Source organism: Streptomyces caatingaensis (assembly GCF_001187435.1).
GTDB lineage: Bacteria > Actinomycetota > Actinomycetes > Streptomycetales > Streptomycetaceae > Streptomyces > Streptomyces caatingaensis.
Genome location: NZ_LFXA01000001.1, coordinates 76,632 through 92,618 on the forward strand (window position 1 = coordinate 76,632; position 15,987 = coordinate 92,618).

A 15,987-nucleotide genomic window follows, 5' to 3' on the forward strand; every position below is an offset into this window, starting at 1 on the left:
CTCTCCTACCAGACAACGCCGTCGCGCGACAGCCGGTTCCGAACGGAGGCGTGGGAAAGGCCGGACGGCGAGGGTTCCGTCCGGCCCCTGCGGTGCGGCCCCGGGCTCAGCGCGCCACGGCGTTGACGCGGACCGCCATGTTCCCCGACGGGTGCTTGTTCTCGTACATCAGCTGGTGCGCCCGGCCGGTGTCCTCGAAATCGCCCACCCAGGAAAGGCACGGATCGAGCTTCTTGCTGCCGGCGAGTTCGATGACGCGGCGGCACTGCTGGAGGTTCGCGAAGTGCGAACCCTGGAGGCGCTTCTGGCGCATCCACAGGAATCGCAGGTCGACGTCGCCGTTGTAGCCGGTCGTGCCGCCGCAGATGACGACCATCCCCGCGGTGTCGCACAGGTACATCGAGGTGGGAATGGTGTTCTGGCCGCTGTGCTCAAGGATGATCCTGGGGTTCCGGCGTTCGCCGAGAATCTCCCAGAAGCGGCTCCCGAAGGCCCGCGCGCCCTTCATCCACTTCGCCATCGCCGCGTTGTCGTCGGTGTCGGGGAGCCGGCCCCAGTGGTCGAAGTCGTTGCGGTTGATGTAGCCCTCCGCGCCGAGCTCCATGCAGAACTTGCCGCGCTCGTCGTCCGAGACGACGGCGACCGGGATGCCGCCGCGGATGCGGGTGATCTGGATCGCCATCGAGCCGAGGCCGCCGGCGCCGCCCCAGATCAGCACCGGGTCGCCGGGCTCGACGGTGTGCGGGGCCCAGCCGGTCAGCTGGCGGTAGGCCGTCGCGCCGGTGAGCAGGAAGCAGGCCGCCTCCTCCCACGACAGCGTCTTGGGCTTGGGGTGGCACTGGAAGTCCTTCACCAGCGCGTACTGGGCGAACGTGCCGTAGTTGGTCTCGTAGCCCCACGCCTTCTGGGTGACCGACGTCATGGGGTCGGCGCCGAGCCGGATATCGTCGGCGCTCTCGTCCCAGGTGCAGCCGGACAGCAGGACCTCGTCGCCGACCTTCACCGAGGTCACGCCCTCGCCGACCGCCCAGACGATGCCCGAGCCCTCCGAGCCGCCGATGTGGAAGTCCTCCGGCTCGCCCGCCTTCTGCCGGCCGCGGATCACGTCGTAGGGGTAGCCCAGCGAGGACCACACGTTGTTGTAGTTGATGCCCGCGGCCATGACGTAGACGAGGACCTGGCCGCGGCCGACCTGCGGCACGTCCACGACCTCCATGGCGAATCCCTGCTCCGGCGGGCCGTAGCGCTCCGGGCGGATCACCGACGCGTGCATCCGCGCCGGCACCTCGCCCAAGGGCGGCATCTGACCGATGTCGTACAGGTCCTTGGTCACTCTTCCTCCACGTCGGATGACACGTCGAAGTGACATGCGTCACATGCGTGTTGCGGTCGTCGTAACGGGCCGGAGGTCACGCCCCGCTCTCCGCCTCCAGCTCCCGGGCGAGCGACGCCGTCGTCGTCCCCTTCCCCGCCAGCCGCGCCACCGGCAGCGCGACCCCCAGCTCCCCCTCCAGCCGCTTCCGCAACTCCGCCGCCATCAGCGAATCCATCCCCAGCCGGTTGAACGGCTTGTTGACATCCAGCCGCGACACGCGCATCCCGAGCACGTCGGCGACGTGCGCGGCGACGCGGTCGGCGATGGGCCGCTCGTCGGCGGGGGCGGCTCCCGCCGCGGGGGCGGGCGCCGCTGCGGCGGGGGCGGGGGCGCCGTATGCCCGGCCGGGCGCTGCGGCCGCCGGGGTGCCGGCCGGGGCCGCCGCAGCGACCACGCCGTACGCCGGTGCGGACACCGGGCCTTGCCCTGCCGCGCCGGCAGCGCCGCACGGGGCCGCGGCCCCGTGCGCCGGGGCGGGCGTGTGCCCCGGTGTGGCCCCCCGCGCGGAGGCCGGTGCCGAGCCCGTCGCGGCGGTGCCGGGCGGCAGGGTGCCCGTACCGGAGATGCGCAGGCTGCCGCAGAGTTCGATGACGAAGGCGCCGGCCGGGTCGGTGAGGCGGAGTTCGCCGGTGAGTTCCACGCCCTGGGCGGGGGCGGCGGGCTGGAGGGCCGGCTCGGCGGGCCTCGTGTGTTCCAGCGGCTCCGTGGCGTTCACGGTGGTCTCCCCGTTCCGGAGGTCGGTGTCTTCGGCCGGACGGCCGACGGGCATGCCCTTGGCCTCGGCGACGAGCCGCTGCGCGTCGTCGAAGAGGGCGACGTCCAGGGCGAGTTCGCCGCCCTCGTCCTCGGTGATCCGGCAGACGGACCACAGGTCCTCGCTCGCGGGGCCGGACACGACGAACTCGGTCAGGCGCGGGGTGAGGAGCGAGGGGTCGGGCACCAGGGCCAGCGCCGGCTGGTAGGCCGAGCGGATCAGCTCCGGGTGGACCGGGTGCCCCGGCCGCGGCTCCGTCCCGGCCGGGCGGCGCAGCCGGGCGACGGCCTCCCCGGTGCCGAGCCGGACCTCGGTGACGACGTGCCGGAGCTCTCCGGCCGCGGCGGTGCGGGCGTAGAAGGCCGCGGCGTCCAGCACCTCCGGGCAGCGGGCGAGGACCGCGGCCGGCGGTTCGGCCGCGGGCGGGGCCGGGAGCGCCGCGACGGTGCCGGAGGCACGCGGCGTCCAGGCACCCGCGTCCGCCCGGCTCGCGACCTCGAAGGCCCAACCGCCGTCGTCCGGCCCCGGCGTGAGCGTGACCCGCAGGACGGGCGCCTCGCCGGGCGGCACGAGCAGCGCCTCGCCGATGTCCGCGCCCGTGACGCGCACCGCCTCCGTCCCGGCCTCCCGCGCCGCGGCCGCCCGCGCCGCCTCCAGGACCTCGGGTCCGTGGACGACGGCCGGCCCGCCGGGCAGCGGGGCGAACGGCGAACCGGGCTCGTCGAGCCGGAACGCGTACGTGCGCGGCAGCGCCTCCAGGTCCTCGACCCAGTAGCTCTCGCGCTGCCAGGGGTAGCGCGGCAGGGGCACGCAGCGCCCGGCGCCGTACAGCTTGTCCCAGTCGACGGCGGCGCCGGCCTCGTAGACCTTGCCGAGGTGGGTCAGGAGGGTCTCGCGCTCGGGGCGTTCGCGGAGGAGCGAGCCGATGACCGTGCCGGGCAGGCCGGCGTCGGCGAGGGTCTCCTCGACCGCCCGGGAGAGCACGGGGTGCGGGCTGATCTCGACGAAGACGGTCTCGGCCTCCTCGGCCACGGCGAGCACCGCCTCGTGGAAGTGGACGCGGCCGCGGATGTTGCGCGTCCAGTACGAGGCGTCGAGGCCGGAGCCGTCGACGAGTTCGCGGGTGACGGTGGAGCGCATCGGGACGCGGCCGGCGCGCGGCGCGATCTCCCGCAGTCCGTCGGCGAGTTCGCCGAGGAGCGGGTCCATCTTGGCGCAGTGGGAGGCGGCCTCGGCCTTCATGACGCGGCAGAAGACGTCCCGCGCGTCCAGCTCCGCCTTGATCTTCTCGATGCCCTCGACCTCGCCGGCCAGGACGGTGGTGCGCGGTCCGTTGCTGGCCGCGACGGCGACGTCCACGGCGAGGGCGGCGATGAGCGCCTCGGCCTCGTCGGCGGTCAGGGCGGCGACCGACATCGTCCCCTGGCCGGCGACGCGGTCGCGGATGAGGCGGGCGCGGCGGCAGACGACGGCTGCGGCGTCGGCGACGCTCAGCGCCCCGGCGACGCAGGCGGCGGCGGACTCGCCCATGCTGTGGCCGAGGACGACGTCCGGCTCGACGCCCCACGCGCGCCAGGTCTCGGCGAGGGAGACCTGGACGGCCCACAGGACGGGGTGGACGATCGCGACGGTCTCGTTCACCAGGTCGGTGCCGTCGGTGAGGCGGTCGATGACGGACCAGCCGGTCTCGGCGCGGACGGCCTCGTCGCAGCGCATGAGCGAGGCGCTGAACGCCGGGGAGACGTCCATGAGTTCGCGGGCCATGCCGATCCACTGGGAGCCGTGGCCGGAGAAGACGAAGGCGACGCGCGGCCGTCCGGCCCAGCCGGCCTCACCGGCCTCGTCGGCCACCTCGCGCAGCCGCTCGGCGAGCGTCGCGTGGCTGTCGCCGACGACGGAGATCCGTACGTCGTGGTGGGCGCGGCGGACGGCGGCGGTGTGGCAGATGTCGGCCACGTCCGCGTCCTTCCCGGCGCCCTCGAGGTGGCCGGCGAGGTCGAGGACGCGCTGCCGCAGGGCCTCGGGGGAGGCGGCGGAGACGGGCAGGAGGTGGTCGGCGCCGCGCTCGGTGACGTCGGCCCGCCGGACGGGGGCGGCGCCGGGGTCCGCCTCGGTGAGGACGACGTGGACGTTGGTGCCGGAGACGCCGAAGGCGCTGACGCCGGCGGTCAGCGGCCGCCCCTCGGCGGCGAGCGGGACGGCGGCGGCGCGCGGGATGTCGAGGCCGGCGGCGTCCCAGTCGACGGCGGTGGTGCGCTCGGTGACGTGGAGGCTGCGGGGGACGGTGCGGTGCTGGAGGGCGAGGACGGTCTTGATGAGGCCGAGGACGCCGGCGGCGGAGCCGGTGTGGCCGATGTTGCTCTTCACGGAGCCGACGAGCAGCGGCCGTTCGCGCGGGGCGCCCAGCTCGGCGGCGATGGCGCCGAGTTCGACGGGGTCGCCGGCGCGGGTGCCGGTGCCGTGGGCCTCGATGTAGTCGACGTCGGTGACGGGGATGCCGGCGTCGGCGTAGGCGAGGCGCAGCATCTCGCGCTGCCCGCTCAGCGCCGGGTTGATCATGGTGTCGCTGCCGGCGCCGTCGTTGTTCACGCCCCAGCCGCGGATGACGGCCCGGACCGGGTCGCCGTCGGCGAGCGCGCGGTCCAGCGGCTTGAGGACGACGGCGCCGACGCCCTCGCTGAAGACGAAGCCGTTGGCGTCGGCGGCGCCGAAACGGCAGTTGTCGCCGAAGACGGCGGCGTCGACGAAGCCGTGGTTCTCGGTGTTGGTGAGCAGCAGCTGGGAGCCGCCCGCGATGGCGGTGGTCGACTCGCCCGCGCGCAGGCTCTGGCAGGCGAGCGCGATGGCGGTGAGCGACGAGGAGCAGGCGGTGTCGACGGAGAGGCCGGGGCCGGTCACGTCCAGGGCGAAGGAGACGCGCCCGGTGGTGGTGGAGCGGGAGCCGGCGCCGAGCGAGGCGTGGATGTCGGGGTACCCGACGGACTGCTGGAGCTCCCAGTAGTGGACGTTGGTGGTGCCGACGTAGACGCCGGTGCGGGTGCCGGCGAGCCGGCCGGTGTCCTGTCCGGCGTCCTCCAGCGCCTCCCAGGCGGCCTCCATGAAGAGCCGCTGCTGCGGGTCCATGCCCGCGGCCTCGCGCGGGGAGATCCCGAAGTACCCGGCGTCGAACCGGTCCACGTCCTCCAGCAGCCCGGAGCGGACGCGGGCGCCCGGCACCTCGTAGGGCCGTCCGAAGCGGGTGGCCGGTACGTCCTGCACCGTGCAGACCTCGTCCGTCAGCAGGCGCCAGAAGGCGTCCGGGCCGTCGGCGCCGGGAACGCGGCAGCCGATTCCCACGATCGCGATCGGAGCGGGACGCACCGGGTCGTTTTCGCCCATGGGTACGTGACTTCCTTATGTCCGGGGGGATTTCGCGCGGCGGGGTCGGCCGTGCGGCTTTCGGCCTCCGACTCTCCGGCACGGTCCGCCGCCCGTTCAACGGGCCGGTCAGGAAACTGCCGGGCCGGAGCCGGGTTGACCGGAAATCCCGGACGGCCGTGACAGGTTCCTGCCGCGCCGTGACACGCCCGACACAAAGGAATGCGGCGCGCGCAACACGGCTATGCGCGCAACAGCCCGGCGTTGGAGGCGTGGACGCCCGCCTGGAAACGGGAACGGGCGCCGAGCAGCCGCATGATGTCCGCGACGCGGCGGCGGTAGGTGCGCACGGAGATGTCGAGTTCGCGGGCGGCGACCTCGTCGGTGTAGCCCTCGCCGAGCATGCGCAGGATGCGCGCGCCGGAGTCCCGGCGCAGGCACTCCTGGAGCCGCTGGTATCCGGCCAGCGGGGCGGCCCGGTACCAGGCCGTCATCATGATGTCGTAGAGCGCCCGGACGACGGCCGGGGCCCGGACGACGGACGCCTCGGCGCCGAAGACGGTGGCCTCGCCGGGGCGGATCAGGGCGACCCGCTGGTCCATGACGGCCGCGGCGTGCCGCACGCCCGCGGCCAGGCGGATCTCCACCCCGTCGAGCAGACCGGCCAGTTCGGCGAGCCGCCGGTCGCCGGCCAGCTCCGGCGGGGCGAGGATCCGCACCCGGGTCTCCTCCGGACCGCGGGCGGCGAGCGCGCCGAGGGCGGCGCCCACCAGGCGCAGGGCGTCCCGGGTCGGGGGGACGAGGAGGGTGACCGACGAGCGGGCCCCCGCCACGAGGGAGTTGAGCGTGTCGACCGCCACGGCCCGGTCGTCGATGACCGCGAGCGCCGACTCCTCCAGCGCGCGGACCTGGTTGTTGTTCACCGCGGATTCGAGTAACGGCCGCATCTGCGCGAGGATGCGGTCGATGTCACCGGATTCCGCACCGCCGGCCGCGGCGGGTATTTCTTCCACGGCGGCCCGGTCGCCCGGACCGGGGACCATGTAGAGGGAATTGGGAATACGCATGCACGCCCCAGTGAGTTCGTTCCGCCCCGTCTGTCGGCGGGGCCGTGAACTCAACTGCGGGGAATGCCTGTGGAATCCACGGGCGACGACGGGAAATCTGCGGAACGTACGCCTCCGCCCACCCGCCCTCCCCACGGGCCACAACCCTACCGATCGGTAACGCTACAATCCGTAGCGTAATTCCGTCAACGCGTCCCCGCCGCGCGGGCGTTGGGATCCGGCCAAAACGGCCGGGGCCTTGCGGAGCGGCGGGGCTCCGCGGCGGCGCCGCGGCCTGCGGCGTCACCGGGCGGGCCGGGGCGCGTAGTTGACGCTTTTTGCGCTCTCCGCAATTTTGCGCACCGCGCATCTTCTGTACGGTGCGGCGCATGAGCACAGCAGCGCGCAGGGAGCCGGCCGGGCCCGGACTGCGGGAGCGCAAGAAGCGGGCGACCCGGACGGCCCTGAGCCTCGCGGCCCTGCGGCTGGCCGCCGAGCGCGGCTGGGCGGCCGTGCGGGTCGAGGACATCGCGGCGGAGGCCGGGGTCTCCCCGCGTACGTTCAACAACTACTTCTCCAGCAAGGAGGAGGCCGTCATGGCCTCCGGCGCCGACCGGGCCGAACGCGTCCGGGAGGAACTGGCCGCGCGCCCGCCGGAGGAACCGCTGTGGGACGCGCTCACCCACGCCTTCGCCGCCGCCCTGGCGGAGCCGTCCTTCGACCCGGCCACCGTCCTGCGCGCCCGGCTCGCCCTGACCCACTCCCAGCTCGCCGCCGAACAGGTCCGGTTCGAGGCCCGGATGGCCGCCATCCTGGCCACCGAGATCGCCCGGCGCACCGGGACCGACGCCGAGCGGGACCTCTATCCGCGCCTCGCGGCCACGCTCGCGTTCACCACGTGCCGCCTCACCTTCGAGCACTGGGTGCGCGGCGGCGGGGACACGCCCGCCGCCGACGCCGTGCGCCGGGCGATGCGGCGCGTGCGCGTCGACCCGTGACCGCCCCACACAGAGAGACGTCCGCCATGCCCCCGACAGCCCCTCCTTCCCCCGGCTGGCGCAAGGTGCCGCTCCTCGTGGTCGGCCTCACGGCCCTCCTCGTGGCCATGCTGACCGCCTTCGCCCTGCCCGCCATCAACTCCGGCCCGCACAAGGTCCCGATCGCCGTCGCCGGGCCCGGCCCGGCGGCCGACAGGATCGCCGACAGGATCGCGGAGGCGAAGCCGGGCGCCTTCCGCATCACGAAGGTCGCGGACGCGGACGCCGCGCGTGAGCGGATCGACGACCGCGACGCGTACGGAGCCGTCGTCCTCGGCCCGAAGCCCGGCGCCAAGCCGGAGGTGTACGTCGCGACCACGGCCGGGCCGTCGGTCGCCGCGACCCTGCGCCTGCTGGCGCTCTCGCTCGACCCGGCCGCGGCGGGGGCCGGGGCGCCCGTCCGCGACCTGCACCCGCCGACGTCCGACGACCCCAACGCGGTCGGGCTCTCCGCCGGGGCCCTGCCGCTGGTCCTCGGCGGCTACCTCGCCGCCGCGGCCATCGTCCTGCTGCTGCGCTCCCCCGCCCAACGGGCCGTCACCGCCCTCGGGTTCGCCCTCCTCGGCGGCTTCTCGCTGACCGCCCTGCTCCAGTACGGCTTCGGCATCACGGACGGGAACTACTTCCTCATCTCCCTGGCCGTCGCCTTCAGCACGGCGGCCACCTCCGTGACCATCATGGGCCTGCACGCGGTGCTCGGCGGGCGCGGGCTGGGCCTGGGCGCCGCCATGATGATCTTCCTCGGCAACCCGCTCTCGGGGCTGGCGTCCGGCCCGGAGTGGCTCCCGTCCGGCTGGGGCACCTTCGGCCAGTTCCTGCCCCCCGGCGCCGGGGGAACCCTGCTGCGCTCCACCGCCTTCTTCGACGGCGCGGGCTGCGGCCGGGCGCTCGTCGTCCTCGCCTGCTGGCTGCTGGCCGGCCTGGCCCTCTTCACCCTCGGCAGCCGCCGCACCCCCACCCCTCCAATCGCCCCGACCCCCACCCCCACCCACCCCGAAAACCGCTCCCCGGTCCCCACAAAGTAGCGACCCGCCCCCCGCCACGGGCCCACGGAGGCCAGCCCCATCGGAGCCCAGGGGGCGCCCCCCGCCGGGGTGCAGGGGCGGAGCCCCACCAGAGCACCGGGGAGCCGACCCCCGCCGGACCCCGGCACGAAGCCCCGCCACGGGCCCACGGAGCCCAGCCCCATCGGAGCCCAGGGGGCGCCCCCCGCCGGGGTGCAGGGGCGGAGCCCCGCCAAGGCCCGGGGAGCCGGCTCCCGTGGGCCCGTCGCCCCCGGGGCGAAGCCCCCGGCGGGCCCGCGGCGGGCCCACGGGGGCCAAGCCCCCAGCCCACGCGCGCAGCGCGACCCGGCGCGGCGCACCACGCCGGGCCGCGCCGGGCCGCGCCGGGCCGCCCAGGGGCGGAGCCCCTGGGGAAGAGGGTTGGGTTGGGGTGGGGCCTAGTCCACGAAGGCGACGACGCGGGCCGGCGCCGCGCTCGTCCCCGTCAGCTTCAGCGGGAAGAAGCCGACCATGAAGCCGGTCAGCGGCAACTCCCCGAGCCCCACGAGCTGCTGCACGATCAGCGCCTCCTTGTCGCGGATCGCGTAGTGCCCGTCCCAGATGTGCCGGGAATCCCCCGTCTCGTGAAACGCCTTGCGCATGGCGGGGATCGGCCGGTCCCACCCGATCGCGTCCGTCCCGAGGACCGTCGCCCCGAGCCCGGTCAGATACCGCGTCCCCGCCCCGGACATCCCGGGGTACGCGAAGTACTCGGGATCGCGCAGCGAGTAGCGCTCCTGGCCGGTGCGGATGAGCACGGCGTCCCCCGGCTCGACGTCCCGCCCCGTCGCGGCGATCGCCTGCTTGAGGGCCTCGACGGGGATCGCCTCCCCCGGCTCGGCCCACGGCCGGACGTCCAGCACCATCCCGGGCCGGTACAGCTCCTCCAGCCCGATGTCGCTGAGGGTGCGCGAGGGGCGCCCCTCGCAGGTCGGCCCGCTGTGCAGCGGAGCGTCCACGTGCGTCCCGCAGTGCGTGCTGATCTCGTGCATGACCTCCCCGGCCGGCCCCGCGCGGCCGGGTACGTCCTCGGGGTCGCACCCGAAGGAGGTGACCATGAAGTCCAGTCCCCAGTCCTCGTGCGTGAAGTAGTCCATCCTCGGGGCCACCACGAGCGCCAGTTCCGGCTGGCCCTCGGGGATGAGGTCGAGGTCACGCGGGTCGATGGGGGAGGTGAGGTCGACGATGCGGCTCATTTCGAATCGTCCCAACTTCCTTGTGTGGGTTCAGGCCTTGCCCTGTCCGTCCGGGAACCGGCCGATCAGTTCCCGCAGTTCGGTCTTCAGCACCTTTCCGTAGGAGTTCTTCGGCAGCCCGGCAACGAAGCGGAAGTGGCGCGGCCGCTTGTACCGGGCCATCTCGGCGAGGCAGTGCCGTTCCAGGTCGAGGGCGAGGGAGTCGCCCCCCGCGCCCCCGTCCGCCGGGACGACGAAGGCCACCGGCAGTTCGCCCCACTCGGCGTCGGCCCCGCCGACGACGGCCGCCTCGGCGACCGCCGGGTGGCGCAGCAGCACCTCCTCCACCTCGCGGGGGTAGATGTTGGAACCCCCGGAGATGATCAGGTCCTTGGCGCGGTCGACCAGCGTGAGGTAGCCGTCCGCGTCGAGGCGCCCCAGGTCGCCGGTGTGCAGCCAGCCGTCGCGCAGCGTCCGGGCGGTGGCGTCCGGGGCGTTCCAGTAGCCCGCCATGACGGTGGCGCCCCGGACGAGCACCTCGCCGGTCTCCCCCGGCGGCAGGGTGCGCCCCTCGCCGTCCGCCACGCGCACCTCGACGCCGGTGCGGGCGCGTCCCACGCCGTCCAGCCGGTGCCCCGGCCCCGCGTGGTCCTCGGGCCGCAGATGGGTGATCGTGCCCGGGGACTCCCCCTGCCCGTAGCCCTGCCACAGGCGCCCGGCGCCGAAGCGGGCGACGACCCGCTCCAGGTCCTCGCGGTACATCGGGGCGCCGCCGTAGAGGATCCGGTGCACCAGCGGTACGAGGTCGTCGGCCAGCAGGGCGGGGTCGAGCAGGCGGCGCAGGATGGTCGGGACCGCGAAGAAGGTGACGGGCCCGAAGGCCCGCAGCGCCTCCCGCAGGGTCTCCGCGTTCACCGCGCCGCCGCGCGGGAAGACCTGGGCGCGGGCCCGGGCGACATGGACCAGGCCGAAGAGCCCGCCGGCGTGCGACATGGGCGCCAGGTGCAGCATCGCGGCGTCGGCACCCGTCCCGATGTCGGTGAGCGCGCTGCGGGTGGCGGCGGCCAGGTTGCCGTGGGTGAGCGTGGCGCCCTTGGGCCGCCCGGTGGTGCCGCTGGTGTAGAAGAGCCAGGCGGGGTCGTCGTCGCGGGTGGCGGCCGGGGCCCGGGCGACGCCGCGCCCGGCGGCGGCCACGAGCTCGTCCGCCGGCACGATCCCGGTCGCCCCGAGGCCCTGTTCCCGCAGCGGACCGGTCAGTTCGCCGGTGGTGACGCACAGGCCGGCCCCGCAGTCCTCGGCGAGCTGCGCGAACTCCTTCGGGTGCAGGCGCGCGTTGAGCGGCACGGCTACCAGCCCGGCCCACCAGATCCCGAACAGCACCTCGGGGTAGAGCGGCGTGTTGCGCATGGCCAGGGCGACCCGGTCGCCGGGCGCCAGCCCGTGGACGCGGACGAGCGCGTCGCCGATCGCCTGCGCGCGGTCGGCGAGTTGGCGGTGGTCGCGCAGGACGCCGGCCCCCTCGCAGACGGCCGGGGCGTACGGGTGCGTGGCGGCGGCGCGGTGCAGCAGCCCGGCGATGTTCATGACGCCCTCCCCGTGGCGGGCCCCTCCGGGCCCCTCGGACCCCCGTCGCCGGGACCGCCCGCGGCCCGGCCCTCCGTGTCGCGGCTGCCCGTGGCGGGCCTCCGCATGCCGGGGCCGCCCGCGGCGGGCGCCTCCAGCACCAGCACCGCCGCCGCGGCCTCCTCGAAGCCCAGGAAGCCGCCGCCGTTCTCCGCGAGCCCGACGCGGGCGCCGGGCACCTGCCGGGGGCCCGCCTCCCCGCGCAGCTGGGTGACCAGCTCGTGGACCTGCCCGAGGCCGGTGGCGCCGACGGGGTGGCCGTTGGACTCCAGCCCGCCCGAGGTGTTGACCGGCAGCCGGCCGCCGAGGGCCGTCTCGCCGCGCTCGGCGGCGACGGCGCCCTCACCGGGCGGGACGAGGCCGAGCGCCTCGGCCTGGAGCACCTCGCCGACCGCCGTGGCGTCGTGGACCTCGGCGACCGAGACGTCCACCGGCCCGAGCCCGGCCCGCTCGTAGGCGAGCGCGGAGGCGCGCCGGGTGATCCCGCGCTCCGGCTCGTCGAGCGTGCGCCCGGTGCCGGAGACGACGACGTCCGCCCGCAGCCGGACGGCCCGGCGCGCCCCCAGCCGGCGGACGGCGGCGGCGGAGCAGACGAGGACGGCGGCGGCGCCGTCGCCGATGGGCGCGCACATCGGGACGGTGAGCGGCGCGGCGACCTCCCGCGCGGCCAGCACCTCGTCGACGGTGAGCGCGTCGCGCCGCGCGGCCAGCGGGTTGAGCGCGCCGTGCCGCCGGTTCTTGGCGGTGACGGCGGCCAACGCCCGCGGCGTACAGGCGGGATGGCGGCGGCGGTGGTCGGCGGCGAGCGCCGCGTAGACGTCCATGAAGACCGACCGGCGTCCCGGCGGCGCCTCGTCCGCCCCGGCGGCCTCGCGCAGCGCCTTGAGCCCCTCCTGCCACCGGGCGACGTCCAGGCCGCCGTGGAAGGCGGCGGTGAGCCGTTCCTCGTCGGCGCCGTACATCTTCTCGGCGCCGACGGCGAGCGCGACGTCCATGTCGCCGGCCCGCACCGCCGTGGCCGCCAGGTGCAGCGCGGTGGCGCCGCTCGCGCAGGCGTTCTCGACGTTGACGACGGGGACGCCCTCGACGCCGGCGTCCCGCAGGGCGGCCTGCCCGCGGACCAGGTGCTGGCCCTCCAGCGCGCCCTGGGTGGCGTTGGCGAAGAACACCCCGTCCACGCCCGCGAGTTCGCATCCGGCGTCGGCGAGGGCGCGCGCGAGGGCCTCCCCCGCCAGCGCGCCGACGGTCAGGCCGGGAAACCTGCCGTAGGCGGTGCGGCCCACGCCGAGCACGTACACAGGGCTCATCAGGGGATCCTGACGGTGTTGCGGAGGACGCCGATCCGCTCGATCTCCAGCTCGACGACGTCCCCGTCCGCGAGCCGGCGGCCGAGGTCGAGCGCCGTACCGGACGGCACGGTCCCGGAGCCGAGGACCTCCCCGGCGTGGACCGCCCGGTCCCGGCTCAGGTGCACGATCGCGTCCTCGAAGCTGTGCTCCATGCCGTCGGTCGTGCCGCGCGACCACTCCTCGCCGTTGACCCGGGCGGTCATGGTGAGGGAGTACGGGTCGGTCAGCTCGTCGCGGGTGACGACGCAGGGCCCGAGGGTGTTGGAGCCGGCGAAGTCCTTTCCCTCGCAGGGCCCGACGCCGGCCCGCATCAGGACGGCCTGGAGGTCGCGCGCGGACCAGTCGTTGAAGACCGTGTAGCCGAAGACGTACGCGGGGGCCTCGGCCGGCTTCACGTCCCGGCCGGTGCGGCCCACCACCGCCGCGAACTCCAGTTCGAAGTCCAGCTCCTTCGACCCGGTGGGCGCCACGACGTCGTCGTCGGGCCCGCCGACGGAGAGGTGGTCGGCGGTGTAGTACATGACGCGCTCACGGAAGAGCGGGTTCAGATCGAACGTCCCGCCGGCCATCAGCCGCTCGAACTCGGCGGCGGGATCCGCGGCCCCGGCGGCCTGCCGCCGGGCCATCTCGCGCAGCCCGCTCTCCAGGTGGGCGATGAACAGCCCGCAGTCGCGCAGCCGCGGCGGACGCGGCAGCGGCGCCAGCAGCCGGACGTCGTCCCGGGCGAGCACGGCCGCGCCCGGCCGCCGGGCGACGAGCTCCCGCGCCCGGTCCAGCCCGGCGTCCCCGGACTCGATCAGGGCCTGGAGGGAGCCGAGGGCCGCGTCGTCCGGAGCGGCGGCGGTCAGGTCGAGGACGGCGGCGTCCCCGTCCAGCAGTGCTCCGAGCCGCGGCCGGTCCCGTCGGCTCCGCTTCTCGAAGGTGATCAGGCGCATGGACAACTCCCGTCGTGCGCGGGTCTGTTGAGTACACCGGGCTGCGGGCGGAGGAGAGAGCGACGAGGGAAGGGGGCCACCGCTTCCGCAGGGCAGGACGCGCCGATGCCAGGACTTCCAAGGCGTACGGCTCGGCTTACCGGCGATAACTGGACGTTGGTCCAATCGTTGAACGCCCGGCACAGGCCGTCAAGTGGTATGCACCTATTGATGTACGGGACTCCGCTTGCCGCCGCGGCCTTCGCCCGCCCGGCGGCCCGTGGAACAATCGCGCCATGGCCGGACGTCGCGAGGAATCAGCACGGGAGAGCCGCCGCCGGCTGCTGGAGGCGGCCACGGAGCTGGTCGCCGAGGGCGGGCCGCGGGCCGCGTCGGTCCAGGCGGTGGCCGGCCGGGCGGGCATCAGCCGCGGTTCGGTCGCCTGGCACTTCGGCTCCAAGGAGGGCCTGATCGCCGAGGTGATCGGGCACGCCTTCCGCACCGCCGAGCGGATGTACCGCGAGCGGCTGCCGGAGACCGGCCCGCTCTCCTTCGGCGCCCTGGTGGACGCGCACCTGGCGGTGGTGGACGCGCCCTGCGGGCGGGTGTTCGCCACGGTCCTGCCGGAGGTGATGGGCGCCCCGGGCCCGCTGCGGGACGCCTATGTGCACGGCTACGAGCACACCCACCGCGTCTGGATCGCCTACCTGGAGCGGATCGCCCCGCGCACCCCCGGGCTGCCCGACGCCAAGAGCCTGGCGGCCGTCGTCTTCGGCAGCGGGGTCGGGGTGAACACCCTGCACGGCCTCGACGGCCTGGTGGACCGGGCGGAGGCGTTCGCCGCCCTCAAGGCCCTGGTGGAGCCCCCGCGCTGACGGGAGCCCCGGCGCCGGGGCCCGCCCCGTCCGGGCACGCGCCCGCCCCCACGGCCCGGAGCCCGTCCGGCCGTGAAGCGAACGCCCGCCCGCGGGCGAACGGTGAACGTGCATATGTGCCCGGAGCCGGACTCGAACCGGCACGGCCCGAAGGGCCAGCGAGGTTTAAGCTCGCCGTGTCTGCATTCCACCATCCGGGCGGGCCCTCGGGCCGCACGTGCGGGGACGCGCGCGCGGGTTCCCTCGAGGAGAACAGGATGAGCCTATCCGGGTGGCGCCCCCCAAACAGCGGAACACTGACCAGAGGTTGTCTTATTTTATGGGCAACTGAGCGCTCATCAGTGCGGAACGGACCCCTTCGGCACATGCCAGAGGCCGATCCCCCCTCCTCACCGCCCCTCCCGGCCCCCTTCCGGGAATTGTCGCAATCTCGACCTCCCCCGGCGGGGGAGGCCCTCCTACCCGAGGATGACGGCACCCCCCGGCCGTACCTCTGGAGTCTGTCCCGAGAACGGGAACCAGGGCTGATCCCGGACCGGCACATGGACAGGACGATGGAAACACCGTCCCGGTTCCGGCCGGCCGGCCACCGACCCGATCAGCGCGTCCCGATCAAGGAGTACAGCCCGTGACCACCAGCCCCTACGGCGCCCCGACCGCCGTCCGCACCGCGGCCCCCGCGGCCGTCGCGACGGACCTGACCAAGGTCTACGGCCAGGGCGAGACCCAGGTGGTCGCCCTGGACTCCGTGTCCGTGGAGTTCCGCCGCGCCGAGTTCACCGCGATCATGGGCCCCTCCGGCTCCGGCAAGTCCACGCTGATGCACTGCATGGCCGGCCTCGACAGCGTCTCCGGCGGCTCGGCCCGCATCGGCGACGTGGAGCTGACCGCGCTCAACGACAAGAAGCTCACCCAGCTCCGCCGGGACAAGATCGGCTTCATCTTCCAGGCGTTCAACCTGCTCCCGACGCTCAACGCCCTGGAGAACATCACCCTCCCCATGGACATCGCCGGCCGCAAGCCCGACCGGCAGTGGCTGGACCAGGTCGTGGAGACCGTCGGCCTCTCCGGCCGGCTCAAGCACCGCCCCAACCAGCTCTCCGGCGGCCAGCAGCAGCGCGTCGCCGTGGCCCGCGCCCTCGCCGGCCGCCCCGAGATCATGTTCGCCGACGAGCCCACCGGCAACCTCGACTCCCGCTCCGGCGCCGAGGTCCTCGGCTTCCTGCGCAACTCCGTCCGCGAGCTCGGCCAGACCGTCGTCATGGTCACCCACGACCCGGTGGCCGCCTCCTACGCGGGCCGCGTGATCTTCCTCGCCGACGGCCGGATCGTCGACGAGATGTACGAACCGACCGCCGACGCCGTCCTCGACCGCATGAAGGCGTTCGACGCCAAGGGCCGCACGAGCTGACCACGACCGCACACGACTCCCAGGACAC

11 protein-coding genes and 1 tRNA gene are annotated in these 15,987 nt (G+C 74.9%); 4 read left to right on the forward strand and 8 right to left on the reverse strand.

The window, feature by feature from the left end; translation table 11 throughout:
• Positions 1–106: 106 nt before the first annotated feature.
• The 3 genes from ccrA to AC230_RS00355 all read right to left on the reverse strand — a co-directional run bounded on the left by ccrA (position 107) and on the right by AC230_RS00355 (position 6,553).
• Positions 107–1,333, reverse strand: coding sequence for a crotonyl-CoA carboxylase/reductase (ccrA, locus tag AC230_RS00345; RefSeq protein ID WP_241833013.1), 1,227 nt, complete (start codon positions 1,331–1,333; stop codon positions 107–109).
• A 76-nt stretch (positions 1,334–1,409) separates the two neighbouring features.
• On the reverse strand, positions 1,410–5,507 hold the full coding sequence (locus tag AC230_RS00350; RefSeq protein WP_049713890.1) for a type I polyketide synthase: 4,098 nt from the start codon (positions 5,505–5,507) through the stop codon (positions 1,410–1,412).
• Positions 5,508–5,728: 221 nt separating this feature from the next.
• Positions 5,729–6,553: a helix-turn-helix transcriptional regulator gene (locus AC230_RS00355; RefSeq protein ID WP_049713891.1), complete on the reverse strand. Its 825-nt coding sequence runs from the start codon at positions 6,551–6,553 to the stop codon at positions 5,729–5,731.
• 368 nt (positions 6,554–6,921) lie between these two features.
• On the opposite strand from AC230_RS00355, the gene AC230_RS00360 reads away from it, so the two are divergent.
• Together AC230_RS00360 and AC230_RS00365 are read left to right on the forward strand one after the other, a co-directional pair.
• A complete protein-coding gene (locus AC230_RS00360) occupies positions 6,922–7,530 on the forward strand; it encodes a TetR/AcrR family transcriptional regulator (RefSeq protein WP_053160910.1) in 609 nt (202 codons plus the stop codon).
• A gap of 26 nt (positions 7,531–7,556) precedes the next feature.
• Positions 7,557–8,594: a GumC domain-containing protein gene (locus tag AC230_RS00365; RefSeq protein WP_198535360.1), complete on the forward strand. Its 1,038-nt coding sequence runs from the start codon at positions 7,557–7,559 to the stop codon at positions 8,592–8,594.
• A gap of 416 nt (positions 8,595–9,010) precedes the next feature.
• Here the strand turns inward: AC230_RS00365 and AC230_RS00370 are convergent, their stop codons facing one another.
• Genes AC230_RS00370 through AC230_RS00385 form a run of 4 tightly spaced genes read right to left on the reverse strand, consistent with a single transcriptional unit; the run spans position 9,011 to position 13,694 of the window.
• Complete coding sequence (locus AC230_RS00370; protein WP_157868464.1) at positions 9,011–9,823, reverse strand: cyclase family protein; 813 nt, start codon at positions 9,821–9,823, stop codon at positions 9,011–9,013.
• Positions 9,824–9,838: 15 nt separating this feature from the next.
• The gene (locus tag AC230_RS00375; protein ID WP_049713893.1) at positions 9,839–11,371 is read right to left on the reverse strand and encodes an AMP-binding protein; all 1,533 of its coding nucleotides are present in this window, start codon (positions 11,369–11,371) and stop codon (positions 9,839–9,841) included.
• On the reverse strand, positions 11,368–12,717 hold the full coding sequence (locus AC230_RS00380; RefSeq protein ID WP_078870839.1) for a thiolase family protein: 1,350 nt from the start codon (positions 12,715–12,717) through the stop codon (positions 11,368–11,370). Before AC230_RS00380 ends, AC230_RS00375 begins: the two co-directional genes overlap by 4 nt.
• Positions 12,717–13,694, reverse strand: a complete 978-nt coding sequence (locus AC230_RS00385) for a fumarylacetoacetate hydrolase family protein (RefSeq protein WP_049713894.1) — start codon at positions 13,692–13,694, stop codon at positions 12,717–12,719. The genes AC230_RS00380 and AC230_RS00385 overlap by 1 nt, the downstream gene beginning before the upstream one ends.
• 275 nt (positions 13,695–13,969) lie before the next feature.
• On the opposite strand from AC230_RS00385, the gene AC230_RS30185 reads away from it, so the two are divergent.
• Positions 13,970–14,548, forward strand: coding sequence for a TetR/AcrR family transcriptional regulator (locus tag AC230_RS30185; RefSeq protein ID WP_053160911.1), 579 nt, complete (start codon positions 13,970–13,972; stop codon positions 14,546–14,548).
• 117 nt (positions 14,549–14,665) lie between these two features.
• Here the strand turns inward: AC230_RS30185 and AC230_RS00395 are convergent.
• A tRNA-Leu gene (locus tag AC230_RS00395) sits at positions 14,666–14,748 on the reverse strand.
• A gap of 428 nt (positions 14,749–15,176) precedes the next feature.
• Between AC230_RS00395 and AC230_RS00400 the strand changes: the two genes are divergently transcribed.
• On the forward strand, positions 15,177–15,959 hold the full coding sequence (locus AC230_RS00400) for an ABC transporter ATP-binding protein (RefSeq protein ID WP_049713895.1): 783 nt from the start codon (positions 15,177–15,179) through the stop codon (positions 15,957–15,959).
• The last annotated feature ends 28 nt before the right edge of the window (positions 15,960–15,987 follow it).

Bases quoted from the DNA above. Each gene is read 5' to 3' on its own strand.
- AC230_RS00350 (WP_049713890.1), bottom strand. From the start codon at position 5,507: ATGGGCGAAAACGACCCGGTGCGTCCCGCTCCGATCGCGATCGTGGGA.
- AC230_RS00355 (WP_049713891.1), bottom strand. From the start codon at position 6,553: ATGCGTATTCCCAATTCCCTCTACATGGTCCCCGGTCCGGGCGACCGG.
- AC230_RS00380 (WP_078870839.1), bottom strand. From the start codon at position 12,717: ATGAGCCCTGTGTACGTGCTCGGCGTGGGCCGCACCGCCTACGGCAGG.
- AC230_RS00375 (WP_049713893.1), bottom strand. From the start codon at position 11,371: ATGAACATCGCCGGGCTGCTGCACCGCGCCGCCGCCACGCACCCGTAC.
- AC230_RS00365 (WP_198535360.1), top strand. From the start codon at position 7,557: ATGCCCCCGACAGCCCCTCCTTCCCCCGGCTGGCGCAAGGTGCCGCTC.
- AC230_RS00360 (WP_053160910.1), top strand. From the start codon at position 6,922: ATGAGCACAGCAGCGCGCAGGGAGCCGGCCGGGCCCGGACTGCGGGAG.
- AC230_RS30185 (WP_053160911.1), top strand. From the start codon at position 13,970: ATGGCCGGACGTCGCGAGGAATCAGCACGGGAGAGCCGCCGCCGGCTG.
- AC230_RS00385 (WP_049713894.1), bottom strand. From the start codon at position 13,694: ATGCGCCTGATCACCTTCGAGAAGCGGAGCCGACGGGACCGGCCGCGG.